Genomic DNA, 22,330 nt, shown 5'->3' with positions numbered 1-22,330 from the left:
ACCCGATTTCCTGCAAGTCCCCGGATCAGGGCGGCGGACCGGGGACTTGAGAACGGACGGCCAGGGTCAGTCGTCCGTAAGGGAATGTCAGAGCATGTCGCGCAAAAGTGTGCAGCGGTTTTGCGACAACGACATGCTGCAAAACCAGAGCAGCGACAGCTGCACGCCGCTGCCGTTCGGCGGCAGGAACAGGTCGTCGCGCAGCGGCATGCCGCGGCGGGTCATGCCGAGCCGCTTCGTCGCCATCTCGAAGCGACGGGCTATCTGCCAGGCATAGGGACCGGCGCCTTTCATGCGCTTGCTGAAATCGGCATCGTAGTCCTTGCCACCGCGCATCGAGCGCACCAGCGACATCACGTGCCTATAACGATCCGGATAGTGCTGCAGCAGCCAGTCACGAAACAGCGGCGATACTTCCAGCGGCAGCCGCAGGATCACATAGCCCGCTTCCGTGGCGCCCGCGGCATTCGCCGCCTCGAGAACGCGCTCGATCTCGTGGTCGTTCAGCGCCGGAATGACCGGCGCCATCATCACCGATGTCCGGATGCCGGCCTCGCTCAGCGCCTTCAGCGCGTCGAGCCGTTTGGAAGGGGTCGACGCGCGCGGCTCCATCGTCCGCGCCAGCTTGCGGTCCAGCGTCGTCATCGACAGCGAGGCGCGCACCAGGTTCTTCTCAGCCATCCGCTGCAGGATATCGAGGTCGCGCAGGATGAGCGCCGACTTGGTGACGATGGAAACAGGATGGTTCGCCCGCTCCAGCACCTCGAGGATCTCCCGCATGATCCGCCATTCCTTCTCGATCGGCTGGTACGGGTCGGTGTTGGTGCCGATGGCGATCACCCGTGGCTTGTAGCCGGGTTTCGCCAGCTCGCGCTCCAGGAGCCTGGCTGCATCCGGCTTGGCGAACAGCCGCGCCTCGAAATCGAGCCCGGCCGAGAGGCCCATATAGGCGTGGGTGGGCCGCGCGAAGCAATAGATGCAGCCGTGCTCGCAGCCGCGATAGGGATTGATCGAACGGTCGAAGGGGATATCGGGGGATTCGTTGCGGGTGATCGCCGTGCGCGGCTTTTCGATCTGCACCTCGGTCTTGAACGGCGGCAGCTCTTCCAGCGTCTGCCAGCCATCGTCGAAGGTCTCCCGGCGCTGCGGTTCGAAGCGGCCGCCGGGGTTCAGTCCCGCGCCACGGCCACGCCGGCGGTCGACCTCTATCCTGAGGCCGGAAGAAACGATCATCGCGTCGGCAATATCCGCCGTATTGGCAGGCGCGAATGCGGCCTGCCCTGCAAGGGACTGTTCGTTCATCGGGTTTCTCCGTCGATGGAAGACTCGGCGCCTCCATCCGTTCTGCTGATTAAATTCCTATCGTTGAAAGGAGAACAATGCAAGAACAAAATTGGAAAACTGCCGCTGGTAATGTTTTGTGCGTCGCACTATAAATGAGCAATGTTGACTGTCCTATTGGAATGCCGGGATCAGGAGCCTGAACTGGCGCAGACATTATCGGTGTTGGTTGCCGGTGCCGTGGAGGGGCTGGTGAGTGATGTGGTGGTGCTCGACCACGGCTCGCGCGACGGCTCGTCTAAGGTGGCGGACGCCGCCGGCTGCCGCTTCCATCAGCATTGGGATATCAAGGATGTATTGCGTTCGGCGCGCGGCGAATGGCTGTTGTTCGTCGAGCCCGGCGCCCGCCCGCAGAGCGGCTGGATCGACGAGATCGCCGAATATGTGGCGCTGAACAAGCTGCCCGCCCGCTTCACCGCCTCGCGCGGCTACCGCAGGCCCTTCTATCAGCGCCTGCGTCGCCTGGCGCCGCTGGAGCTTGGGCTGTTGCTGCCGAAGAAACATGCGCTGGCGACGGCGCGGAAGCGGCATGCAGCTGGCGGAATTCGTCAAGGGGCAGAAGCTGCGCAGGCTCTCGGCCGAGCTCATCCCGTCCTGGGTGGCGCGTTCGGCGCGGGGTTGATCGCTAGCTCGATGCGTGGATTCAAGGAGTTACAGCGCCACGCTTCAGGTGCTCGTCGAGCCGGGGCATGATTTCCACGAAGTTGCACGGCATGTGGCGATAGTCGAACTGCGCCTTCAGGATGCCGTCCCAGGCGTCCTTGCAGGCGCCGGGCGATCCCGGAAGCACGAAGACGAAGGTGGTGCCGATCAGCCCCGCCGTCGCGCGCGACTGCACGGTGGAGGTGCCGATCTTGTCCTGGGAAATGCGGTGGAACACCGCGGAGAAGCCGTCCATGCGCTTGTCGAACAGCGGCTCCAGCGCCTCGGGCGTCACGTCGCGACCGGTAAAGCCGGTGCCGCCGGTCGTGATGATCACGTCGACATCGGCTTGCGCGGTCCAGGCCCGCACCTGTGCTGCGATCGCTTGTCTGTCGTCCGGCGCGATGGCCCGGGCGATCAGCCGGTGTCCGGCCTCCGAGATGCGGCCGGCCAGCGTATCGCCGGAGCGGTCGTCTTCGGGTGTGCGCGTGTCTGAAACCGTCAGCACGGCAAATCCCACCGGAATGAACGGACGCGTATCGTCAACGCCTGTCATCATCATCTCCCGCCAATGTTTCGGTTGCCTCGAAATACCAGTCCGGCCGCTTGCCGAGAAGTGCTTGTCTCGCGGCCTGCGCTTCGGCCATGCCGGCGAATATGCCGAAGCACGTCGCGCCCGAGCCCGACATCCGCACGAAGAGCGCGCCCTGGTCGCGCAGCATATCGGAGATCTCGGCGATCTCGGGCAGCAGCGCGCGCGCCGGCGGTTCGAGATCGTTGCGCATCGAGCGCAGCGCGTCGAGCCAGGACAGGCCGGGAACGATCGCAAGCGCGCCGTTCGTCTTCGTCGCGAGCCGGCGGAAAACCTCGGGTGTAGAAACGCCCTTCAGCGGATTGGCGAGCACCATGGCGAAAACCGGCAGGTCGCGCACCGTCTCGATCCGCTCGCCGATCCCGCGCGCGATCAGCGGCCGGCTCGCCAGGCACATCGGCACGTCGGCGCCGAGCTTGATGGCGATCGCATCGATGGTCTCGGCGGGCAGGGGAGTGCCCCACAGGCGCATCAGCCCGCGCAGCGCCGCCGCCGCGTCCGCCGAGCCGCCACCGATGCCCGAGGCGATCGGCAGATCCTTGCACAGCTGGATGCTCACCGGCGGCGCCGCGCCGCCGGCATCGCCAATAGCCAGGCGCAGCGCATCCCGCGCCTTCAGCACCAGATTGGTGCCGCCATCGCTCGCGAGCGCGCCGCCGAAGCGGCCGGAGATGTGGAATTCGTCGGTATCAGCCGGCGCGAAGTCCAGCCGGTCGCCCGACCGCGTGAACGTCACCAGCATTTCGAGCAGATGATAGCCGTCGCTTCGCTGGCCCGTGACGTGCAGGGCCAGATTGATCTTTGCAAAGGCATCCTCGCTGATCGCAACGCCGTCGGCGAAGCCCGTGCCAGCCATTCGGATCAGGTCTTCTTGTCGGCCGGCTTCGGATCGACAGGGGCCGGATCGGGCATCTTCTTGTCGGCGGCCTTGGCATCGTCCGTCACGGCGGGCAGGCCGTTGGCGATCTTGTCCTTGATCTTCGGGATCTCGGCGGCCTCGGGTTCCGAGTTCAGCGCCCGGTTCCACTGGTACACGGCCTCGAGCTTGCGCCCGACGCGCCAGTAGGCGTCGCCCAGATGGTCGTTGATCGTAGCGTCGCCGGCCTTGATCTGCGCCGCGCGCTCCAGTTCCTCGGTCGCGTCGTCGAACCTGCCGAGGCGGAAATAGGCCCAGCCGAGCGAATCGATGATGTAGCCGTCGTCGGGCTTGAGATCGACGGCCTTCTTGATCATTTCCAGACCCTCGTCGAGGTTCCGGTTCATGTCGATCCAGGAATAGCCGAGATAGTTCAGCACCTGCGGCTGGTTCGGGTTCAGCTCCAGCGCCTTGCGGAAGTTCGGCTCTGCCTTGTCCCACTGCTTCAGCCGCTCGTAGGCAATGCCGCGCTGGAAGAACACCGTCCAGGTGTTCTTGCCCGGCAGCGGCCCGATCATGTCGACGGCCTTGTCGTAATTCGTCGCCATGGCCTGGTAGTCCTTGGCGTCGGACAGCACGCTGCCATAGGCGAGGTAGCTGCGAATGTCTTTCGGGTCCGACTCGATCAGCCCCTGCAGATGCTTGCGGGCCTCCTCGACCTTGCCGCCTTCGGCCAGCGCCAGACCGAGCTGCAGTTCGGAGATGCGGCTCATCGGCGAATTGTCGGGCACTTCCCTGTAGAGCGCGATGGCGCGGTCCAGCTGGCTCTGCTTCTCGGCGATGCCGCCGAGCATGACCAGCGCATCGGCGCTATCAGGGTCGAGCGCGCGGGCGATCTGCAGGTAGAGGGAGACGATGTCTTCGGCGCCGTCGCGGTTCAGCGCGCCGGCAAAGGAGAACAGCACACCGGCCGCGCCCTGCTTGGCCGTGGTGATCTGCTGCACCTGCTTTTCGTTGTTGGTGATGCTCTGGCGCAGCGCGTTGAGCGGCGCGTAGTTCGGCAGGAGGTTGTCGCCGACCGAAACCGTGTCGAGCGCCTTCTGCTTGTTGCCCTGCGCCGCCTCCAGGCGGGCGAGCGCCATGACCGCGCGCATGAAGGTGTCGGGCGCGGTGGCGGCGCCATCCTTGTCGAGCACGGCGTCGTTCAGATGCTTGCGCGCCGCGCGCACGTCGCCGTTGACGATGGCGATCGCACCCGCGTTGTAGGCCTGGAAGATGCCGAGCCAGTCCGGCCCCTTCAGCTTCTCGACCTGCGACAGCGCTTCCTTGCCCTTTCCGGCGCCCAGCCGCGCCCAGGCGGCGATGAGATCGTTCATCACCCGGTCGAGATCGGTCGGGCCGGTGGTCTTCAGCACCGTTTCGGCGGTCTTGTATTCCTCGCGCTGGATAGCGTCGGCGCCACGCACGATGGTCGAAAGGCGCTCGATGCTCGGATCGTTCTTCAGGTCGTTGGCGTAACGAACGCTGTCCTTGATATTGCCGTTGAGCAGCAGCGAGATCATCAGACGCTGGCGGATCTCCGGATTGCCGGGCTCGATCTGCAGCGCTTTCTTGTAAAGCTCGATCGCGGTTGCGTAATCGTGGTCGACATCGGCGGTGCGGGCGGCAAGCAGGGCGCCGGAGAAGGTGTTGACGCTGTCAGGATCGAAGACCACTGTCGCGCTGGCGTCGTCCTTCTTGGCCGCGTCTTCGGCATTGGCGCCGCCGAGCACGCTCAGCGACAGAACTGCCGCAAGCGACGCGCTCGAAAGAAGACGTATGGCAAATTTCCGCCGCATTAGAAAACCTTTCGTGAGAACAGCCCACCAGCGTCGACTGCAAAATCAGGTAAAAGACTGATTCACGACAGGATGGCTTTTTTGAAGCGACCCCGCAAGAAAATCAGCCTTTGACCAATGATCGTCGGTTAATTGACGCGCTCGATGCAGAAGTCGATGACTTCCATCAGTGCGGATTTCCATGCCGTATCGGGAAGCGGCGCCAGCGCATCGCGCGCGATCGTGCCATAATGGACCGCGCGGCCGATGGTATCGTTCAGCGTTCCGTACTTGGTGATCAGGCCAAGCGCCTTTTCGAGGTTCTGGTCGTTGCTCTCGCCGCCCTCGATCGCCTTGCGCCAGAAAGCGCGCTCTTCCTCGGTGCCGCGCCGGTAGGCGAGGATCACCGGCAGCGTGATCTTACCCTCGCGGAAGTCGTCGCCGACATTCTTGCCGAGATCGGCGGCCTTGCCGCCGTAATCCAGCGCGTCGTCGACGAGCTGGAAGGCCAGGCCGAGGTTCATCCCGTAGGACTTCATGGCGTTGCGGCCGGACTTGCCGGCATCCGCCACGATCGGGCCGACTTCGGCGGCGGCCGCAAACAGCGCCGCGGTCTTGGCGCGGATGACCGAGAGATAGTCGTCCTCGGTGGTTTCCATGTTCTTGGCGACCGAAAGCTGCAGCACTTCGCCCTCGGCGATCACGCAGGCGGCGGAAGAAAGCACGTCGAGCGCGTCGAGCGAACCGACATCCACCATCATGCGGAAGGCCTGGCCGAGCAGGAAGTCGCCGACGAGTACGCTGGCCTGGTTGCCCCAGATCGTGCGGGCCGTTGACTTGCCCCGGCGCAGATTGCTTTCATCGACGACGTCGTCGTGCAGCAGCGTCGCCGTGTGCATGAATTCGACCGAGGTCGCGAGCTTGATGTGATTTTCGCCCTTGTAGCCGTAGAGCGCGGAGGAGGCGAGCGTCAGCATCGGACGCAGGCGCTTGCCGCCGGACGAGATCAGATGGTTCGCCACCTCGGGGATCATCTGCACGTCTGAACCGGCCTTGGAAAGGATCAACTGGTTGACCCGCTCCATGTCCGCCTTGGTTAGATCCACCAAAGGCTTGACGGATGCCAGTTTGTTTTTGCTTTCTTCAAGCGGTATGACCACGCCCAACGACCCGGACTCCTGTTCACTCATTGGATTTGACAATAGAAAGGGGCGGCTTGAGCGGCAAGAGGCGAAATTGCCACGTCGCGGAAAATTGAAAGGGATTTCACGGTAAATGCATGAACTTATCCGCGCCAACGACCCCGTTCTGCTCTCCTTCGCGGAAAGCCTGCTGAAGGATGCCGGCATCCATTGCTTTATCGCCGATCAGGGCATGAGCATTCTGGAAGGCTCGCTCGGCATGCTTCCGCGCCGCCTGCTCGTCGATGACGAACAGGCCGATCGCGCCCGCCGCATCCTCATCGATGCCGGCCTGGGCGACGAACTGCGCGAGCGGAAATGAGCCACGCCATGGCCAGCACGCCGACGTCCCCTGAGCCGGTATCCGTGATCGAGACCATCGACGCCTTCCATCGCGGTGGTTTCCATGTCGTCCAGCCGAAGGGCAGGGGACATCGCTCCGGCATGGATGCCATGCTGCTTGCGGCATTGGTGGACGACGACAGGGCGGTCAGGGTCGCCGATCTCGGCGCCGGCGCGGGTGCCGCCGGTCTTGCCGTCGCCTCGCGGCTGGCGAAGACCGAGGTCGTGCTCTTCGAACGCTCCGCCGAAATGGCCGGCTATGCTCGCCGCAGCCTCGATCTCGCGGAAAACGCCCACATGGCGGGCCGCGTCTCCGTCGTCGAGGCGGACGTGACGCTGAAGGCCAGGGCGCGCAACGACGCCGGCCTCGTCGATGAAAGCTTCCACCACGTCATCCTCAATCCGCCCTTCAACGATCCCGGCGACCGCAGGACGCCGGATGCGCTGAAGGCCGAGGCGCACGCGATGACGGAGGGTCTGTTCGAAAGCTGGCTGCGCACGGCCGGCGCCATCATGATACCAGGCGGCCAGTTGTCGCTGATCGCCCGGCCCGAATCGATCGCCGAGATCATCGACGCCTGCGGCCGTCGCTTCGGCGGCATCGAGATCACGGCGATCCACCCGCGAGAAGGTGAAAACGCGGTGCGCATCCTGGTCACCGCGATCAAGGGCTCGCGCGCCCGCCTGTCGCTGCGCGCGCCGCTGATCATGCACGAAGAGGGGAGCCACAGGTTCTCCCCCTTCGTCGACGACCTCAACAACGGTCGCGCGGCCTATTCGCGGCGGTAGACTAACCGATCACGAAATTGAGGAGCAGGTTGATGTTAAGCGCGGCGATGACGAAGGCGATCGTGTAGGCGATTGCCGACAGCCAGCGCGGCGCCACGAGCTCACCCATCTTCGCCTTGCTGGCGGTGAACATCACGAGCGGGAAGACCGCGAAGGAAAGCTGCAGGCTGAGCACGACCTGTGTCAGGATCAGGAGCTCGGCGGTGCCCGCTTCGCCATACCAGACCGTGACGATGCTGGCCGGCACGATGGCGATGGCGCGGGTGATCATCCGCCGGATCCACGGCCGCAGCCTTATCTTGATGAACCCCTCCATGATGATCTGCCCGGCCATGGTGGCGGTCACGGTCGAGTTGATGCCGCAGCACAGAAGCGCGATGCCGAACAGCGTCGGTGCGATCGCGAGGCCGAGCAACGGTGCCAGCAGTGAAGACGCTTCGCCGAGTTCAGCCACGTCCGTCCGTCCCGTCGCGTGGAAGGCGGCGGCCGCCAGGATCAGGATCGAGGAATTGATCAACAGCGCGAAGCAGAGCGCCACGGTGGAATCGATCGTCGCATAGGTCAGCGCCTCGCGCTTTTCCGGCAGGCTGTGGCCGTAGTCGCGGGTCTGCACGATACCTGAATGCAGGTAGAGATTGTGCGGCATGACCGTGGCGCCGAGAATGCCGAGCGCCAGGTAGAGCATCTCCGGATTGGAGACGATCTCCGTGGTCGGGAAGAAGCCGCGGATCACCTCTCCCCACTGCGGGTCGGCCAGGAAGATCTGGATGCCGAAGCAGACGGTGATGATCCCGAGCAGCGCGATGACGAAGGCTTCGATCCAGCGGAAGCCGATCTTCTGCAGGTAGAGGATGAGGAAGACGTCGAGCGCGGTGATGAGGACGCCGAGTTCGAGTGGAATGCCGAACAAGAGGTTGAGCCCGATCGCCGTGCCGATCACCTCGGCGATATCGGTGGCGATGATCGCGACTTCGGCGCACAGCCAGAGGGGGATCGACACCCAACGCGGATAGGCGTCGCGGCATGCCTGCGCCAGATCGCGACCGGAAGCAATGGCAAGGCGCGCGCATAGCGACTGCAGCACGATCGCCATCAGGTTGGACAACAGGGCGACCGCGAGCAGCGAATAACCGAACTTGGAACCGCCGGCGAGCGAGGTCGACCAGTTGCCGGGGTCCATGTAGCCGACGGCCACCAGATATCCGGGGCCGACGAAGGCAAGCGCCCGGCGCCAGCGCGAACTGTGCTTGCGCGTGCCGATCGAGCGATGGACATCGGCCATCGACGCCTCCTCGCGCTCGTAACGCCAGCCCGTCTTGGCCTTCGGTGTCATAATGTCCATGCAGCATCCGCCTGTTTCGTCGATAGAGGCACTATGACTGATTAGAATGATAATGCAAGTCATTCGCAACAAGAAACTTGACGCGCGGAGGTTTCGTGGCGCGGTTGTTTCAGGCTGCCCATTGCGTTTGCCGTTGCGACGCATACATGGGAGAGACGTTTCACGCAGCTTGCACGAAGGAATGGGAATGGCCGGATTTTTGAGAAGACTGATGCCGAAGCGCTTCCGCAAGGAGGGTATCGTTATTCCGGTTGTCAGGCTTCAGGGCGCGATCATGACCGGCGGCAGCCAGTTCCGCCCGGCGCTGAACCTCGCCTCGACCGCGCAAGTGCTTGAAAAGGCCTTTGGTTTCAAGGATGCGCCGGCCGTTGCCATCTCCATCAATTCGCCCGGCGGCTCGCCGGTACAGTCGCGGCTGATCTTCACCCGCATCCGCGAACTGGCGCGCGAGAAGCAGAAGAAGGTCATCGTCTTCGCCGAGGACGTCGCGGCCTCGGGCGGCTACATGATCGCGCTTTCGGGCGACGAGATCATCGCCGATCCGACCTCGATCGTCGGCTCGATCGGCGTCGTTTCCGGCGGCTTCGGCTTCCCCGAGCTTCTGAAGAAGATCGGCGTCGAGCGCCGCGTCTATACGGCCGGCGAAAACAAGGTGATCCTCGACCCCTTCCAGCCGGAGAAGGAAAAGGACATCGAATATCTGAAGACCCTGCAGCTGGAGATCCACCAGGTCTTCATCGCCATGGTGCGCGAGCGTCGCGCCGGCAAGTTGAAGGACGACGAGACGGTGTTTTCCGGTCTCTTCTGGACCGGCACGCGCGGCCTCGAGCTTGGCCTCATCGATGGTCTCGGCGATATGCGCCAAGAACTGAAGAAGCGCTACGGTTCTAAGACCAGGCTCGAGCTCGTAACGCCTGCAAGGGGGCTTTTCGGACGCCGCATTCCCGGCATATCATCCGCGTCGCTGGATGGCGCCGCCTCCGGCTTCGCGGCCGGTCTTGTCGAGACCGCCGAAGATAGGGCATTGTGGAGCCGGTACGGGCTCTGACGCGATTGCGGCGAGGATGCAGCGCGGTTTTGCACCCGCAATCGCGGTAGGAAAAGAGGGAAGAAGACAGACGGCATGCTGCAGCTTGTGATCATGGGTGTGCTCGTCCTGGGCGCCTGGCTCCTCTACCGCCGCTTCGTGGCCGAAGCCAAGCGCCTGCAGGAAAAATCCCGCCGTGCGCAAAGGGAGCAGCAGACCGGCGCGGTCGGCACGCTGGTCAAGGACCCGGTGACGGGGGAGTATCATTTGAAGAAGGATGAGGAGTGAGGGGGAGGGCTATTGCCTGTCCCGAACCCTTGCCGCCCAATCGGAGCCTGCATAGCTTACGGTCAGGATAACGACCGCATGGTCGTCTTCGTCGATGGTGAAGCAGATCACGCCCTTGTCCGCGGCGGGTATCGCACGCAACCCTGCAAGGACTTCGTCGCGAACGGTTCCCTTGTAGGGAAAGTCAGTCAGGCTGCCAGTGACATGCTCGATCGCCTGCAGCTTGCGTGTGGCGCTGGCCACGCCCGAATAGTCCTTTATGAGCGTGAAAATCTCAACCAGATCGTCTTCGGCGGCTGGATGGTATCGCAACTCATACGGTTGCTTCATTTCGAGTGACTGTCTGCAACGCGTCGGCGAACGCGGTCGAACAGATTGTCATCCTTCATTGAAATCAACTGATCCTTCGGCAACTGTGCCCGTCGCCGGATCTCGTCAGCCATCGCAGCGATCGGGTCATCGGTCGCTTGATCGTCAGCCCGTAATCGGCTCAGTCCCTCTTTGATCACGTCTGACACGCTCGGAAACCGACCGTCCTCGACGAGCTCTTCCGCATAGCGAAGATCCTCATCCGATAGCATCACGGCGTTCTTGGCGTTCATAATCGTCTCCAAGGCAATGTCTGTAGTTACTATAAAACAACCGACACCGCTTGTCCTCCCTGCAAACTGTGGGGAAGCGAAGGGAGGGCGTGCTTTGGCGCTCCATCGCCGTGTGATATACTTGCAGCAGTCTACATCGAGGCGCGCCATGCAGATTTTCAAGTTCGGAGATGGTCTTGGAGTGTGCATTCCGCAAGCGGTTGTGGATGCACTCGGGTTGAAGGAGGGCGACGACATCGCGGTTCGCGTGGGCACGGACCGCAACCTTGAATTCGTCACGGCCGATGCCCGGTCGAAGGCGTTTGAACGGATCAAGGCATTCAAGCTGCAGCTGCCGTCGGATTGGACGTTTGATCGCGACCGCGCGAACAGCCGAAACCCTTGACCCTCATCGCCGCTCGTGGCACCTGTCGCCCACCGAACCAATTGAATGGCGACTAACCTCATGTCTGCACCCAGCATCCCCGACCACATGAACCCGAAGCGCTCGTTTCAGGCGCTGATCCTGACGCTGCACAGCTACTGGGCGGACAAGGGTTGCGCGGTGCTGCAGCCTTACGACATGGAAGTCGGCGCCGGTACGTTCCATCCGGCGACCACGCTGCGTGCGCTTGGCCCCAAGCCCTGGAAGGCCGCCTACGTGCAGCCCTCGCGCCGCCCGTCCGACGGCCGCTACGGTGAAAACCCGAACCGTCTGCAGCATTACTACCAGTACCAGGTCATCCTGAAGCCGAACCCGCCGAACCTGCAGGAGCTCTATCTCGGCTCGCTCGCCGCGATCGGCCTCGATCCGCTTCTGCACGACGTCCGCTTCGTCGAGGACGACTGGGAAAGCCCGACGCTCGGCGCCTGGGGGCTCGGCTGGGAGTGCTGGTGCGATGGCATGGAAGTGTCGCAGTTCACCTATTTCCAGCAGGTCTGCGGCCTCGAATGCTCGCCTGTCGCCGGCGAGCTGACCTACGGCCTCGAGCGCCTCGCCATGTATGTCCAGGGCGTCGACAATGTCTACGACCTGAACTTCAACGGCCGCGAGGGTGATGAGAAGATCAGCTATGGCGATGTCTTCCTGCAGGCAGAGCAGGAATATTCGCGCCACAACTTCGAATTCGCCAACACCGAGATGCTGCATCGCCACTTCATCGATGCCGAGAAGGAATGCCAGGCGCTGCTCGCCGCCGGCGCGCCCGGAGACAGCGATAACCAGAAGCTGCACAAGTGCGTCTTCCCGGCCTACGACCAGTGCATCAAGGCCAGCCACGTCTTCAACCTGCTCGACGCGCGCGGCGTGATCTCGGTGACGGAGCGCCAGAGCTACATCCTGCGCGTGCGCACGCTCGCCAAGGCCTGCGGCGAAGCATTCCTGTTGACCGACGCCGGCGGCGTCAATCTCGCCACCAAGGCTGCCTGAGCGGTCAGCGGCGCTGATTGGCCGGAATGTCGGCCTTGATCTCGACGGTGCGCGCTGCCGGACGCGGCGCGCCCCTGAGGATGAAGAACGATCCGATGGCAAGCATGTTGAGCAGGAAGATGGCTGCGCTCATGGTTTGATTGATCCTCGTGACGTGGTTTGGATCCCGCCGCCGTCGGCCGATCCGATAGTCAAGATAGGCCTTATCCGGCAACCGCGGTATCGCGAGATCTTGGGATACCCCGCGCGCCGAACCGCGAAGGCGGCCGGCAAATGGCGAAGGCGGGATGACAATCGCCGCCAAGCCGCATAGTCTCCCGGCCGGCTTTGCGTCGTAACGGGGGATTCGCGATGTATATCATTCTAGGCCTCATCGTCCTGATCGCGCTCTATGCGGTCTTCGTCTATAACGGCCTCGTGCGCGCCCGGCAGATGGCCGAGGAGGCCTGGTCGGGCATCGATGTGCAGCTGAAGCGTCGCGCCGATCTGATCCCCAACCTGATCGAAACGGTAAAAGGTTACGCCACCCACGAAAAGACGACGCTCGAAGAGGTGGTCAAGCTCCGCAACCAGGCGCAGACCGTTCCGGCAGGCGACGTGGCCGGCCGTGCGCAGGCGGAAGGTTTGCTCGGTGCAGCACTCGGCCGCGTCATGGCGCTCGCCGAAGCCTACCCGGATCTGAAGGCCAACGAGAATTTCCGTGAATTGCAGACCTCGCTCGAAACCATGGAAAGCGAGATCCAGATGGCCCGGCGCTACTACAACGGCTCCGCGCGCGATCTCAACGTCAAGGTCGAGAGCTTCCCATCGAACCTCGTCGCCAACCAGTTCGGGTTCAGCAAGCGCGAGTATTTCGAGATCACCAACGAGGCCGATCGCGCCGTCCCGAGCGTGAAGTTCTGAACCCAAAAGTTCTGACAACAGGCATTTGCCTTTGCTGAAAAGCTGCTATGAGCAGGGAAAGATCGCGGCCGGATAGGGACGCGCGCATTTGCCGGAAAAGACGTCATGAGTAAAGACAAGGTCATGAGTAAAGACAAGCTCACCATCATCCCGGCGGCCGAGCCGCTGTCCGGCCGCGCCGTGCCTCCCGGCTCGAAGTCGATCACCAACCGCGCGCTGCTTCTGGCCGGTCTCGCCAGGGGCACCAGCCGGCTGACCGGCGCGCTGAAAAGCGACGACACGCGTTACATGGCCGAAGCCCTGCGTGCCATGGGCGTCACGGTGGACGAGCCCGATGCGACCACCTTCGTCGTCACCAGTTCCGGAGAGCTCAAGGCTCCCACAGCACCGCTCTTCCTCGGCAATGCCGGCACCGCCACCCGCTTCCTCACGGCGGCACTGGCGCTCGGCCATGGCCGCTATGTCGTCGATGGCGACGAGCATATGCGCAAGCGCCCGATCAAGCCGCTGGTCGATGCCCTGAAGTCGCTCGGTGTCACGATCGACGCGCCCACCGGCTGCCCGCCCGTCACGATCGACGCCAACGGTCGCTTCACGAACAACAAGGTCGTCATCGATGCCGGCCTTTCCAGCCAGTATGTCTCCGCTTTGCAGATGGCGGCGGCCTGCGGCTCCGAGCCGTTCACCATCGAGCTTGCCGGCGCCGATATCGGCGCGCGCGGCTATATCGATCTGACGCTCGCCGTCATGCGCGCTTTCGGCGCCAGGGTCAGCCAGCCGACGCCCTCGTCCTGGGTGATCGAGCCGACCGGCTATACCGCCACCGATTTCGTCATCGAGCCGGATGCTTCCGCCGCCACCTATCTCTGGGCCGCCGAAGTGCTGACCAAGGGCGCGATCGACCTCGGCGTCGCCAACGAGGATTTCACCCAGCCGGACGCCAAGGCCTACGACGTCATCCGGCAGTTCCCGCACCTTCCCGCCGAGATCGATGGCTCGCAGATGCAGGATGCGGTGCCGACCATCGCCGTGCTGGCCGCCTTCAACGAAACGCCGGTGCGCTTCGTCGGCATCGCCAATCTGCGCGTCAAAGAATGCGATCGCATCCACGCGGTCTCGACCGGCCTCAACAACATCCGCGCGGGCCTTGCCACCGAGGATGGCGATGACCTGATCGTCGCCTCCGACCCGGCCTTGGCCGGCCAGCGCCTGCCTGCCGATATCGACACCTTCGCCGATCACCGCATCGCCATGAGCTTCGCGCTGGCCGGCCTGAAGATCGACGGCATCACCATTCTCGACCCGGACTGCGTCGGCAAGACCTTCCCGGATTACTGGAAGGTGCTGGCTTCGCTCGGCGTCGCGATCAAGGACGAATAGCCGGCCGCAGATCTCGCCGGGCAAACCGAAAAGACAATTCTGAAAAGACAGTGGGGAGAATGTCTTGATGCGTTGGTTGTCCGGTCTCGTTGCCGCTTTCATGCTCCTCTTGGCGGCATCGCTTGCCGCCGCCAACGAGCGCATCACTTCCTATCATTCGGAAGTCCAGGTCGCCAAGAACGGCGACCTTACCGTGACCGAGACGATCTCGATCGTTGCCGAAGGGCTCAGGATCAAGCGCGGCATCTTCCGCGACTTTCCCCTGACCATGCTGGATGGCGAGGGGCGCACCGTCCGTGTCGGCTTCGATCTCCTTTCCGTCACCCGCGATGGCCAGCCGGAGCCATACAGGACCGAAAGCATCGATGGCGGCATCCGCATCTATGCCGGCTCCAGCGACGCCATCGTGCCCGAGGGCGAGCGCACCTATGTCCTGACCTACAAGGTCGATCGCATGATCCGCTACTTCCCGGATCAAGACGAGGTCTACTGGAACGTCACCGGCACCGGCTGGCAGTTCGCCATCGAGCAGGCCTCGGCGCGCATTACGATGCCATCAGGCGAAGTGACGAGGCTCGCAGCCTATACCGGACGGTTCGGCTCGACGGCGAGCCACGCCACGTCCCGCATCGAGGGCAACCAGGCGATCTTCGCCACGAACAGGATTCTCGGGCCGGGCGAAGGGCTGACCGTCGTCGCCGGCGTGCCGAAGGGCGTCATCGACCCGCCGTCGGCGCAGCAGCTTCGCGCCTGGTGGCTGCGTGACAACATGGCCGAAGTCATCGCCGTTGCCGGCCTTCTTCTCGTCCTCGTCTATTACGTGTTTTTCTGGATGAGGGTCGGGCGTGATCCGGCTCGCGGTGTCGTCGTGCCGCGTTGGGACCCGCCGGAAGGGCTGTCGCCGGCGCTTGTGAATTATATCGACAACAAGGGCTTCAACGGCGCCGGCTGGCCAGCCTTCTCGGCCAATGCAATTGACCTCGCCGTCAAGGGATACCTGACCTTCGGCGATATCGGCTCCAGCATCTCGATCACCCGAACCGACAAGCCGGCGCCGAAAGCCTTGCCGGCCGGCCAGGCCGCGTTTCTGTCCCTCGTCGGTCGCGTCGGCCAGAGCTTCTCGATCAGCAAGTCCAATGGCGAGAAGGTGCGCGATGCCGGCCAGAAGTTCCGCCAGGCGATCGAAAGCGAACATCGCGGCAAGTATTACCACGCCAACACCCTCTACACGGTCGGCGGCATCGTCCTCAGCGTCCTTTTCATCGGCGCGGTCCTGACCTTTGGCGAGATCAACGCCGATCTCAGCGGCTTCATTGCCGTCACCGTTTTCTCGGCGGTGTTCTTAGGCATCCTGTCGGCGCGCCTCGGTCTCAGCTTCCGCAAAGGGGCGCCGCTGCGCAGCAAGATAGCCGGTGTGATCATCGGTGGCTTCTTCGGCTTCACGCTTCTGTCCGTCCTCGCCGGCATCGTCACCGCCGCTGTCGAACAACTGACCGCGGCCGACCACTGGCCCGTGATCGTCGCCGTCGGCGGCATCGTCATGACCAATGTGGTGTTTTTCTTCCTGATGGGCGCGCCGACATCGCTCGGAAGCCGGCTGATGGATCACATCGATGGTCTGCGCCGCTACCTGACGGTTGCCGAAAAGGACCGCATGAACATGGCCGGCGCGCCCGCCATGTCGCCGCAACATTTCGAAACGCTGCTGCCCTACGCGGTGGCCCTCGGCGTCGAGAAGCCCTGGAGCGATGCCTTCCAGACCTGGCTGGCGACGGCTGCCGCGGCGGGAGCGGCGGCGGCCGCCTATTCGCCGATCTGGTATCCGACCCATTCCGGCAGCTTCGGCGACAGCATCGGCGGCTTCTCCTCCTCGATGGCCTCGACCATCGCCTCGACACTCCCCGCGCCTGTTACCTCGACCTCGTCGGGCTTTTCCGGCGGCAGCGGCGGCTTCTCGTCGGGCGGCGGGGGAGGTGGGTTCTCCGGCGGTGGCGGCGGCGGTGGCGGCGGCGGCGGTTGGTAGGATTAAGATGGATTGGATGGGCAGTCGGTGTGGCCCCCTCATCCGCCTGCCGGCACCTTCTCCCCGTTGGGGAGAAGAGATTCGGAGCGGGCCGCTCGCGCCAATCTTCCCTTCGCCCCATAGGGGGAGAAGGTGGCCCGAAGGGTCGGATGAGGGGGCCTCAACCACCGCACAACCCCATTCCTGCTTGACCTTTCCGCTCCAGCCGCTTAACCGCCACACACAAACTGGAAAGGGACGGGCATGAAGGTTCTGTTGATCGGATCGGGCGGACGCGAGCACGCATTGGCCTGGAAGCTGGCGCAATCGCCCGAACTCACCAGGCTCTACGCCGCCCCCGGCAATCCGGGCATCGCCGAGCACGCGACGCTTGTCGCCGTCAACACCGAGGACAACGACGCCGTCGTCGCCTTCTGCAAGGACAATGCGATCGACTTCGTCGTCGTCGGCCCGGAAGCGCCGCTGGTGGCGGGTGTTGCCGATCGTCTGCGCGCCGAGGGTTTCGCCGTCTTCGGCCCGTCCGCCGCCGCTGCCCAGCTCGAGGGCTCCAAGGGTTTCACCAAGGACATCTGCGCCCGCTACGATATCCCCACCGGCGCCTACCAGCGCTTCAACAACGCCCCCAAGGCCAAGGCCTATATCCGCGAGCAGGGCGCCCCGATTGTCGTCAAGGCCGATGGTCTTGCCGCCGGCAAGGGCGTGACTGTTGCCATGACCGTCGATGAGGCGCTGGCCGCCGTCGACGATTGCTTCGAAGGCGCGTTCGGTGCCGCCGGCGCCGAGGTCGTGGTCGAAGCCTATCTCGATGGCGAGGAGGCAAGCTTCTTCTGCCTGAGCGACGGCAAGCACGCGCTGGCGCTCGCCACCGCGCAGGACCACAAGCGGGTGGGCGAGGGCGATACCGGCCCGAATACCGGCGGCATGGGCGCCTATTCTCCCGCCCCCGTCATGACCCCCGAGATGGTCGAGCGCACGATGAAGGAGATCATCGAGCCCACCATGCGCGGCATGGCCGAAAGCGGCTATCCCTTCTCCGGCGTCTTCTTCGCCGGGCTGATGATCACCAGGAAGGGCCCGGAGCTGATCGAATACAACGTCCGCTTCGGCGATCCGGAATGCCAGGTGCTGATGATGCGCCTGAAGAGCGATCTGCTCCCCATCCTTTATGCGACCGCCACCGGCACGCTGGACAAGGTCACCGCCGAATGGAGCGACGATCCGGCGCTGACGGTCGTCATGGCGTCGAAGGGCTATCCCGGCGGCTACGACAAGAACACACCGATCACGTCCATTCCCGAAGCGGGCGAGGGCGCCAAGGTGTTTCACGCCGGCACGGCGCTGACGGATGGCGCCCTGGTCGCCACCGGCGGCCGCGTGCTGAACGTCACGGCGACAGGAAAGACGGTCGGCGAGGCGCAATCGCGCGCCTATGCGCTGCTCGATCAGGTCGAGTGGGACAACGGCTTTTGCCGTCGCGACATCGGCTGGCAGGCGATCAAGCGCGAAAAAGCGTAATCGCGCGCCGGATCGGGTCAGTTCCATAAACTTTTACCCTTTCCTCTGACGGGATGGAAATAAAGCCGCGCTAAACCTGTGTTCAAGGTTAGACGGAGTGTTTCCATGCGTCAGGTTTTTATGGGGCGTCAGGTTTTGATGGGTGTCGTTGGCGCGCTGATGGCGGGTTCCGCCATGGCGTCGTCGATCGACGTGGTCGGCGCCAAGGCGGTCTCGGCCAATAGCAGTATCATGACGATGCGCTGCACCACATGCCCGCCGCTTCAGGTCGTGGAAGCGAAAAAGGAATACATCGTTCCGACGCTCGCCAGTGGCACGCTCGAGCAGTCGCAGATCCGCGACGTCGACGGTGAAAGGAAGCTCTTTCGCACCGAAGGCTGGATGGGCGGTTCGCCGGTCGTCTTCGTGACCAAGGCGCCGGCATTGTCGGTGGCTGCCGCCGCGCCTGTCGTTAACGGCGCGGATGGCGTCGACATGGCCACCACCTCGGCGGTCATCGGCGGCAACGTGAAGCCGGTTGCCGCTGGCGTCGCCGGGCATCAGGCGGAACAAACGCGCCCGCTCGACGTTTCTAATTTCAAGCTTCGGCCCTGATTTAAAGTTCCCTGCCCCTCCCGTCCAAGGTTTTGGTCATCTGGGGTTCCACCTCGAAAGGGTGGATGAAATGCGCTCCTGAAGAGAAGCAGGGGCGCATTTTTTATGTCGCGAGGCACTGGGCCGTCAGCCCGCCTGTGGCCGATGTCGAGTTTGGGCGATCATCTACCCCGTGGTTAAGGATTTCTTATAAAAAACAGGCCATTTCTAGCCACGACCGGTAGCCGCATGAGTTTTTCGCAGCAGTACCAGCGTCGACGCGATGTCGCCGACGCATACGCGGTAGGATACCGCGCCGGATGATGTCACCCGACACATGTTGCGAGGCCTTATGAAGAATCTCAGAATTTCCAGGCAGCTGTTTCTGCTCGTCGCCGGCTTGATGGTGGCCTTTTGCGCCGCCTCCTACCTGCAGATACGCTCTTCGATCGATGCGATCTATTTCGAGCGGAGCGAGATGCTGCGCACGCAGGTGGAATCCGGGCTATCCATCATCCAGCAATATTACGACCGCGAAAAATCCGGCGAACTGACGCGCGAACAGGCGCAGGCGCTGGCATACAAGCAGCTTTCCGCGATCCGCTTCGAGCCCAACGGCTATTTCATCGGCTATGACTACGACGTCGTCATGCGCATCACCTACGACACGCCGAAGCTCGGCAAGAGCAGCAAGGGCTCTCCCGACAGCCGCGGCAAGCCCTACCGCGACGAGATCGTCAAGGTCGGTCGCGCCGGTGGCGGTATCGTCGATTTCTACGGCCCGAAGCCGGGCGAGGCGGCCGATGCGCAGTTCCGCAAGGCCGTCTACACCAAGGCGTTCGAGCCCTGGCAGGTGGTGGTCGCGACCGGCGTCTATCTCGACGATCTCGACGCGCAGGTGCGCGCCGACATCCTGAAGGCGCTGTCGGGCGGTCTCCTTGTACTGCTTCTCGGCGCCGCCGCCGCCTTCTACGTGGTTCGCAGCATTTCCGGCCCGCTGACGCGCATCCACACCGCGCTCCAGGCCGTTGCCGAGGAAAACGTCACGATCGCCATCCCCCACACCGACATGAACAACGAGGTGGGCATGATGGCCAAGGCGACCAAGTCGCTGCAGGAAAAGGTGCGCGAGCGCCATGCCATGTCCGAGCGCGAAGCCGCCCAGCAGATGGCGCTCGAAGGCGAGCGCGAGAACAACCAGCGTCTGCAGCGCGACGAAACCGCCGTGCAGGCTCATGTGGTCTCCACCATCGGCCAGGCGCTGGAGCAGATCGCCCGCGGCGACCTGACGGTCCGCTGCGCTGATCTAGGCCAGAAATACGCCGCTCTGCGCGACAACTTCAACGATGCGCTCGGCCATCTCGAGGCCGCCATGTCCAAGGTCTCGGTCAAGGGCGGCGATATCGCCGTCAGCAAGGAAGAGATCCGCCGCGCTTCCAACGAGCTGTCGCAGCGCACCGAGCGCCAGGCCGCGAGCCTGGAGGAAACCTCGGCCGCGCTCGACGAGCTTAGCGTCGCGGTGCGCCAGACCGCCGAAGGTGCCCACGAGGCAAGCCAGCGCGTCCACTCGGTCAGCACCGAGGCGAGCCGTAGCGACGCCGTAGTCACCCAGGCGATCGAAGCGATGGGCGGGATCGAGAAGTCTTCCGAGGAGATCGGCAAGATCATCGGCGTCATCGACGACATCGCCTTCCAGACCAACCTCCTGGCGCTCAACGCCGGTGTCGAGGCCGCGCGTGCCGGCGAGAGCGGCAAGGGCTTCGCCGTCGTTGCCCAGGAAGTCCGCGAACTGGCCCAGCGCTCGGCCGCCGCCGCCAAGGAGATCAAGGATCAGATCGCCCGCTCTTCTGGTCAGGTCGAACAGGGCGTCCGCTTCGTCGGCGAGGCCGGCGAGGCGCTGAAGCGCATCTCCGACCAGATCAAGGCCGCCAACGACATCGTCTCGAAGATCGCCCACAGCGCCTCCGAGCAGGACACGACGCTGCGCGCGATCACCTCGTCGATCAACCAGCTCGACGCCGCCACCCAGCAGAACGCCGCCATGGCCGAGGAAACCACGGCATCGGCGGAATCGCTCGCCAGCGACACCGACGATCTCCTCAACCTGATCCGCGGCTTCCGTGTCGGCACCCAGGCCGAGTACGGCGCCACGCAGACCCGCCGCGCGGCATAAGCCTCGCGACACGTGCGATAGGATGACGACAGCCGCCGGAGCGATCCGGCGGCTGTTTCGCGTTTATTGAGGGCCGCGATCAGTGGCGCGGTGACTTGGCGTGAGAGCCATTCACGCTGCATTCCTGGAGACGTGCTTAGATCCTCGGCACGAGGCCGAGGATGACGTCGGAGAACGGGGAATGCCTGGCTTGCCAAAGGCGACGCCCCACACTCCGACGTCATGCTCGGGCTCGTCCCGAGCATCTGCTGCCGTGTCGGCGGGCTCGACTTGAATGGAGCCTGCCGAGAACAGCGCTATATGCAGCCAGACCCAGCCTCAAGCCGCCGCAACCGCCAGATGGACGCCGGTCTCCTCCTGGAGGCGGCTGATCACGCCGAAGAGATTGTCGGCGCGCGGATTGCCTTTCGGGCCGAACATCCGCATCAGGCTCTTCGCCGGTGTGTCGACAAGTTCGCCAAGCTTCTCGAATCCGATCGTGGCATTGATGAAGTCGCGCAGTACGGCTTTGCCGGTCTCGACATCTCCGGACAGCAGCAGTTCCACGGCATCCGTCAGCAGTGCCGCCCGGAAAGCCGCATCATCGGCTGCGCGGGCTTTGATTGTTTCCTTGAAATCGCGCGTCAGAGGCATCTCAACGGCCCTTTCTTTGCTTGTAATCGACCCAACGCGAAAGCGCCGTGGCGATGTCGGACTGCTGCCGCTTCTTCGTTCCGCCGGCCAGAAGAACGATCAACCGATCGCCATCGCGCCCGAAATAGATGCGGTAGCCCGGCCCATAGTCGATCCTGTATTCCAGTAATCCGGATCCGACGCCCTTTACGTTCGAGAGGTTGCCGGCCTGCATGCGCGTCAGGGCAATGGCGACCTTCGATGCAGCGCGTGCTTCGATGCCGGCAAACCACAGCGCGAAAGGGCTCGACCCATCCTCATCCAGATATTCGAGGATCTTCATGCTTATATGGTATCATATATGTTACTAATTTCAACCGCCTCAACGCTTGCGTCCAGCCTCGCAACATGATCATGAAAGCCCAAAAGCCAACCGTCGCCATTTGAAAGGCCCAGCATGCAGATCGTCGAGACCAGCGCGACATGACCACCCTCGCAGCCTATGCCGGCCTCTTCGCCATCGCCTTCGTCGCCGCCACGATCCTCCCCGCGCAGTCGGAGGCGGGGCTGGTGGCGCTTATTCTCTCCGGGAAATACTCGGCGCTGCTGCTCGTCGTGGTCGCCAGCGTCGGCAATATTCTCGGTTCGCTGGTCAACTGGCTCCTCGGCGTCGGCATCGAGCGCTTTCGCCACAGGCGGTGGTTTCCGGTGAAGGAGGCGGCGCTGGATCGGGCGCAGCGCTGGTATCGACGTTATGGGAAGTGGTCGCTGCTGGCGAGCTGGGTGCCTGTGATCGGTGATCCCATCACCGTCGTTGCCGGCGTCATGAAGGAGCCGCTGCCGGTCTTTCTGCTTCTGGTGACGATCGCCAAGACCGCGCGCTACGCGGTCCTGGCGGTGATCACCCTGGGCATTGTCGGCTGA

Annotated in this window: 23 protein-coding genes and 2 pseudogenes; 14 read left to right on the top strand and 11 right to left on the bottom strand. The window is 63.6% G+C overall.

Annotated elements, in window-relative coordinates:
- Positions 1-147: 147 nt before the first annotated feature.
- A pseudogene (locus tag P3R82_RS21435) lies at positions 148-1,302 on the bottom strand (PA0069 family radical SAM protein); the annotation flags it as partial.
- Positions 1,303-1,443: 141 nt separating this feature from the next.
- Between P3R82_RS21435 and P3R82_RS21430 the strand changes: the two are divergent.
- A pseudogene (locus P3R82_RS21430) lies at positions 1,444-1,963 on the top strand (glycosyl transferase).
- A gap of 21 nt (positions 1,964-1,984) precedes the next feature.
- Here the strand turns inward: P3R82_RS21430 and moaB are convergent.
- The 4 genes from moaB to P3R82_RS21410 form a co-directional block, all read right to left on the bottom strand.
- Positions 1,985-2,539 (bottom strand): molybdenum cofactor biosynthesis protein B, encoded by a 555-nt coding sequence (gene moaB / locus P3R82_RS21425; protein WP_283195256.1) that lies wholly within the window; start codon positions 2,537-2,539, stop codon positions 1,985-1,987.
- A complete protein-coding gene (locus P3R82_RS21420) occupies positions 2,526-3,431 on the bottom strand; it encodes a 4-(cytidine 5'-diphospho)-2-C-methyl-D-erythritol kinase (RefSeq protein ID WP_283195255.1) in 906 nt (301 codons plus the stop codon). Before P3R82_RS21420 ends, moaB begins: the two co-directional genes overlap by 14 nt.
- A 5-nt stretch (positions 3,432-3,436) precedes the next feature.
- Positions 3,437-5,269 (bottom strand): tetratricopeptide repeat protein, encoded by a 1,833-nt coding sequence (locus tag P3R82_RS21415; RefSeq protein ID WP_283195254.1) that lies wholly within the window; start codon positions 5,267-5,269, stop codon positions 3,437-3,439.
- Positions 5,270-5,397: 128 nt separating this feature from the next.
- Positions 5,398-6,414, bottom strand: coding sequence for a polyprenyl synthetase family protein (locus tag P3R82_RS21410; protein ID WP_183901932.1), 1,017 nt, complete (start codon positions 6,412-6,414; stop codon positions 5,398-5,400).
- 109 nt (positions 6,415-6,523) lie between these two features.
- On the opposite strand from P3R82_RS21410, the gene P3R82_RS21405 reads away from it, so the two are divergent.
- Positions 6,524-6,751, top strand: a complete 228-nt coding sequence (locus P3R82_RS21405) for a DUF2007 domain-containing protein (RefSeq protein ID WP_183901933.1) — start codon at positions 6,524-6,526, stop codon at positions 6,749-6,751.
- Positions 6,752-6,759: 8 nt separating this feature from the next.
- A complete protein-coding gene (locus P3R82_RS21400; RefSeq protein WP_283195253.1) occupies positions 6,760-7,560 on the top strand; it encodes a methyltransferase in 801 nt (266 codons plus the stop codon).
- Between the two features lies 1 nt (position 7,561).
- Here the strand turns inward: P3R82_RS21400 and P3R82_RS21395 are convergent, their stop codons facing one another.
- Positions 7,562-8,902, bottom strand: a complete 1,341-nt coding sequence (locus P3R82_RS21395; protein ID WP_283195252.1) for an Nramp family divalent metal transporter — start codon at positions 8,900-8,902, stop codon at positions 7,562-7,564.
- A 187-nt stretch (positions 8,903-9,089) separates the two neighbouring features.
- On the opposite strand from P3R82_RS21395, the gene P3R82_RS21390 reads away from it, so the two are divergent.
- Together P3R82_RS21390 and P3R82_RS21385 are read left to right on the top strand one after the other, a co-directional pair.
- Positions 9,090-9,950: a S49 family peptidase gene (locus P3R82_RS21390; RefSeq protein ID WP_283195251.1), complete on the top strand. Its 861-nt coding sequence runs from the start codon at positions 9,090-9,092 to the stop codon at positions 9,948-9,950.
- Positions 9,951-10,025: 75 nt separating this feature from the next.
- Positions 10,026-10,217, top strand: a complete 192-nt coding sequence (locus tag P3R82_RS21385; protein WP_283195250.1) for a hypothetical protein — start codon at positions 10,026-10,028, stop codon at positions 10,215-10,217.
- A 9-nt stretch (positions 10,218-10,226) separates the two neighbouring features.
- On the opposite strand, the gene P3R82_RS21380 is transcribed toward P3R82_RS21385, so the two are convergent.
- The gene (locus P3R82_RS21380) at positions 10,227-10,547 is read right to left on the bottom strand and encodes a type II toxin-antitoxin system RelE/ParE family toxin (protein ID WP_283195249.1); all 321 of its coding nucleotides are present in this window, start codon (positions 10,545-10,547) and stop codon (positions 10,227-10,229) included.
- Positions 10,544-10,819: a hypothetical protein gene (locus tag P3R82_RS21375; protein ID WP_283195248.1), complete on the bottom strand. Its 276-nt coding sequence runs from the start codon at positions 10,817-10,819 to the stop codon at positions 10,544-10,546. The genes P3R82_RS21380 and P3R82_RS21375 overlap by 4 nt, the downstream gene beginning before the upstream one ends.
- Before the next feature lie 148 nt (positions 10,820-10,967).
- Between P3R82_RS21375 and P3R82_RS21370 the strand changes: the two genes are divergently transcribed.
- Together P3R82_RS21370 and P3R82_RS21365 are read left to right on the top strand one after the other, a co-directional pair.
- The gene (locus P3R82_RS21370; protein ID WP_183901940.1) at positions 10,968-11,204 is read left to right on the top strand and encodes an AbrB family transcriptional regulator; all 237 of its coding nucleotides are present in this window, start codon (positions 10,968-10,970) and stop codon (positions 11,202-11,204) included.
- A 60-nt stretch (positions 11,205-11,264) separates the two neighbouring features.
- On the top strand, positions 11,265-12,227 hold the full coding sequence (locus P3R82_RS21365; RefSeq protein WP_183901941.1) for a glycine--tRNA ligase subunit alpha: 963 nt from the start codon (positions 11,265-11,267) through the stop codon (positions 12,225-12,227).
- Positions 12,228-12,231: 4 nt separating this feature from the next.
- Here the strand turns inward: P3R82_RS21365 and P3R82_RS21360 are convergent, their stop codons facing one another.
- A complete protein-coding gene (locus P3R82_RS21360) occupies positions 12,232-12,531 on the bottom strand; it encodes a hypothetical protein (protein WP_283195247.1) in 300 nt (99 codons plus the stop codon).
- 47 nt (positions 12,532-12,578) lie between these two features.
- Between P3R82_RS21360 and P3R82_RS21355 the strand changes: the two genes are divergently transcribed.
- The 6 genes from P3R82_RS21355 to P3R82_RS21330 all read left to right on the top strand — a co-directional run bounded on the left by P3R82_RS21355 (position 12,579) and on the right by P3R82_RS21330 (position 20,794).
- Positions 12,579-13,130 (top strand): LemA family protein, encoded by a 552-nt coding sequence (locus P3R82_RS21355; protein WP_018898637.1) that lies wholly within the window; start codon positions 12,579-12,581, stop codon positions 13,128-13,130.
- Positions 13,131-13,253: 123 nt separating this feature from the next.
- Positions 13,254-14,510 (top strand): 3-phosphoshikimate 1-carboxyvinyltransferase, encoded by a 1,257-nt coding sequence (locus tag P3R82_RS21350; protein ID WP_283196396.1) that lies wholly within the window; start codon positions 13,254-13,256, stop codon positions 14,508-14,510.
- A 67-nt stretch (positions 14,511-14,577) separates the two neighbouring features.
- Positions 14,578-16,533 (top strand): DUF2207 domain-containing protein, encoded by a 1,956-nt coding sequence (locus tag P3R82_RS21345; protein WP_283196395.1) that lies wholly within the window; start codon positions 14,578-14,580, stop codon positions 16,531-16,533.
- Positions 16,534-16,776: 243 nt separating this feature from the next.
- The gene (purD, locus tag P3R82_RS21340; RefSeq protein ID WP_283195246.1) at positions 16,777-18,048 is read left to right on the top strand and encodes a phosphoribosylamine--glycine ligase; all 1,272 of its coding nucleotides are present in this window, start codon (positions 16,777-16,779) and stop codon (positions 18,046-18,048) included.
- 105 nt (positions 18,049-18,153) lie between these two features.
- Positions 18,154-18,642, top strand: a complete 489-nt coding sequence (locus P3R82_RS21335; protein ID WP_283195245.1) for a plant virulence effector HPE1-like domain-containing protein — start codon at positions 18,154-18,156, stop codon at positions 18,640-18,642.
- A 331-nt stretch (positions 18,643-18,973) separates the two neighbouring features.
- Positions 18,974-20,794, top strand: a complete 1,821-nt coding sequence (locus tag P3R82_RS21330) for a methyl-accepting chemotaxis protein (RefSeq protein WP_283195244.1) — start codon at positions 18,974-18,976, stop codon at positions 20,792-20,794.
- A 318-nt stretch (positions 20,795-21,112) separates the two neighbouring features.
- Here P3R82_RS21330 and P3R82_RS21325 read toward each other — a convergent pair whose 3' ends face one another.
- Both P3R82_RS21325 and P3R82_RS21320 read right to left on the bottom strand, forming a co-directional pair.
- A complete protein-coding gene (locus P3R82_RS21325) occupies positions 21,113-21,427 on the bottom strand; it encodes a transcriptional regulator (RefSeq protein ID WP_183902703.1) in 315 nt (104 codons plus the stop codon).
- A 1-nt stretch (position 21,428) separates the two neighbouring features.
- Positions 21,429-21,749 (bottom strand): type II toxin-antitoxin system RelE/ParE family toxin, encoded by a 321-nt coding sequence (locus tag P3R82_RS21320; RefSeq protein WP_283195243.1) that lies wholly within the window; start codon positions 21,747-21,749, stop codon positions 21,429-21,431.
- Positions 21,750-21,889: 140 nt separating this feature from the next.
- On the opposite strand from P3R82_RS21320, the gene P3R82_RS21315 reads away from it, so the two are divergent.
- On the top strand, positions 21,890-22,330 hold the full coding sequence (locus P3R82_RS21315) for a YqaA family protein (RefSeq protein WP_183902701.1): 441 nt from the start codon (positions 21,890-21,892) through the stop codon (positions 22,328-22,330).

The organism is Rhizobium sp. AN80A, from assembly GCF_030053015.1.
GTDB lineage: Bacteria > Pseudomonadota > Alphaproteobacteria > Rhizobiales > Rhizobiaceae > Rhizobium > Rhizobium metallidurans.
Note: the sequence above shows the minus strand (reverse complement) of the source record. Positions and strands in the feature narration are given on the sequence as shown.

Excerpts from the sequence above, each read along its gene's own strand:
- moaB (WP_283195256.1), bottom strand. The coding sequence starts at position 2,539 with ATGACAGGCGTTGACGATACGCGTCCGTTCATTCCGGTGGGATTTGCC.
- P3R82_RS21420 (WP_283195255.1), bottom strand. The coding sequence starts at position 3,431 with ATGGCTGGCACGGGCTTCGCCGACGGCGTTGCGATCAGCGAGGATGCC.
- P3R82_RS21415 (WP_283195254.1), bottom strand. The coding sequence starts at position 5,269 with ATGCGGCGGAAATTTGCCATACGTCTTCTTTCGAGCGCGTCGCTTGCG.
- P3R82_RS21405 (WP_183901933.1), top strand. The coding sequence starts at position 6,524 with ATGCATGAACTTATCCGCGCCAACGACCCCGTTCTGCTCTCCTTCGCG.
- P3R82_RS21400 (WP_283195253.1), top strand. The coding sequence starts at position 6,760 with ATGGCCAGCACGCCGACGTCCCCTGAGCCGGTATCCGTGATCGAGACC.
- P3R82_RS21395 (WP_283195252.1), bottom strand. The coding sequence starts at position 8,902 with ATGGACATTATGACACCGAAGGCCAAGACGGGCTGGCGTTACGAGCGC.
- P3R82_RS21390 (WP_283195251.1), top strand. The coding sequence starts at position 9,090 with ATGGCCGGATTTTTGAGAAGACTGATGCCGAAGCGCTTCCGCAAGGAG.
- P3R82_RS21385 (WP_283195250.1), top strand. The coding sequence starts at position 10,026 with ATGCTGCAGCTTGTGATCATGGGTGTGCTCGTCCTGGGCGCCTGGCTC.
- P3R82_RS21380 (WP_283195249.1), bottom strand. The coding sequence starts at position 10,547 with ATGAAGCAACCGTATGAGTTGCGATACCATCCAGCCGCCGAAGACGAT.
- P3R82_RS21375 (WP_283195248.1), bottom strand. The coding sequence starts at position 10,819 with ATGAACGCCAAGAACGCCGTGATGCTATCGGATGAGGATCTTCGCTAT.
- P3R82_RS21370 (WP_183901940.1), top strand. The coding sequence starts at position 10,968 with ATGCAGATTTTCAAGTTCGGAGATGGTCTTGGAGTGTGCATTCCGCAA.
- P3R82_RS21365 (WP_183901941.1), top strand. The coding sequence starts at position 11,265 with ATGTCTGCACCCAGCATCCCCGACCACATGAACCCGAAGCGCTCGTTT.
- P3R82_RS21355 (WP_018898637.1), top strand. The coding sequence starts at position 12,579 with ATGTATATCATTCTAGGCCTCATCGTCCTGATCGCGCTCTATGCGGTC.
- P3R82_RS21350 (WP_283196396.1), top strand. The coding sequence starts at position 13,254 with ATGAGTAAAGACAAGCTCACCATCATCCCGGCGGCCGAGCCGCTGTCC.
- P3R82_RS21345 (WP_283196395.1), top strand. The coding sequence starts at position 14,578 with ATGCGTTGGTTGTCCGGTCTCGTTGCCGCTTTCATGCTCCTCTTGGCG.
- purD (WP_283195246.1), top strand. The coding sequence starts at position 16,777 with ATGAAGGTTCTGTTGATCGGATCGGGCGGACGCGAGCACGCATTGGCC.
- P3R82_RS21335 (WP_283195245.1), top strand. The coding sequence starts at position 18,154 with ATGCGTCAGGTTTTTATGGGGCGTCAGGTTTTGATGGGTGTCGTTGGC.
- P3R82_RS21330 (WP_283195244.1), top strand. The coding sequence starts at position 18,974 with ATGAAGAATCTCAGAATTTCCAGGCAGCTGTTTCTGCTCGTCGCCGGC.
- P3R82_RS21325 (WP_183902703.1), bottom strand. The coding sequence starts at position 21,427 with ATGCCTCTGACGCGCGATTTCAAGGAAACAATCAAAGCCCGCGCAGCC.
- P3R82_RS21320 (WP_283195243.1), bottom strand. The coding sequence starts at position 21,749 with ATGAAGATCCTCGAATATCTGGATGAGGATGGGTCGAGCCCTTTCGCG.
- P3R82_RS21315 (WP_183902701.1), top strand. The coding sequence starts at position 21,890 with ATGACCACCCTCGCAGCCTATGCCGGCCTCTTCGCCATCGCCTTCGTC.